Source organism: Xenorhabdus griffiniae (genome assembly GCF_001028135.1).
GTDB classification, from domain to species: Bacteria; Pseudomonadota; Gammaproteobacteria; order Enterobacterales; family Enterobacteriaceae; genus Xenorhabdus; species Xenorhabdus bakwenae.
This window is the reverse complement of sequence record NZ_LDNM01000199.1, coordinates 1-465: the sequence shown is the minus strand read 5'-3', so window position 1 is coordinate 465 and position 465 is coordinate 1. Positions and strand designations below refer to the sequence as shown.

Annotated in this window: 1 protein-coding gene and 1 pseudogene; one reads left to right on the top strand and one right to left on the bottom strand. The window is 46.5% G+C overall.

The genetic code is table 11. From position 1 onward, the window contains the following. Nucleotides 1-131, top strand: a pseudogene (locus AAY47_RS22170) (ISAs1 family transposase); the annotation flags it as partial. A 4-nt stretch (nt 132-135) separates the two neighbouring features. Here AAY47_RS22170 and AAY47_RS23390 read toward each other — a convergent pair. Then, a partial coding sequence (locus AAY47_RS23390; RefSeq protein ID WP_047772079.1) for a hypothetical protein occupies nt 136-465 on the bottom strand: 330 nt, incomplete at its 5' end.

The following is a 465-nucleotide window of genomic DNA, read 5'->3' as shown; positions in this document are numbered from 1 at the left end:
GTGTCAATATGTTGCGGGCAGAGACAACCAAAAAAGCCAGTATTCGCCGAAAACAACGGGTTGCGAGCATGGATATTAACTATTTGGATAAGGTATTAGTTGCAGGGTTTAAGGCGTTGGGCAAGAAGTGAATATTCACGCTCTTGCCCTGATAGCGCCAGTAGATTTTTTTGTTCTGGCATCTGTGTAACAGGATAGGTCGGGTTGCCACACGATCCGAAGATAGAGAAGCGCTTCTGTCGTTTCGGGACGGCGGAGCAGGGTATTCGGGCACTCATGAAGCTGCTGACCAATTACCACAAAGGTGGACACAATAGCGTATCCAAGATGATTAATCGCTATGCTCCAAATAGCGAGAATAACACCTATCAAGGATGTTGCTAATGCACTGAATGTAGACCCGAATCCAGGGCAAACGGGTCTAAATTGACCAACGGGATTAACTGAGTGCATTCGGTACATAGA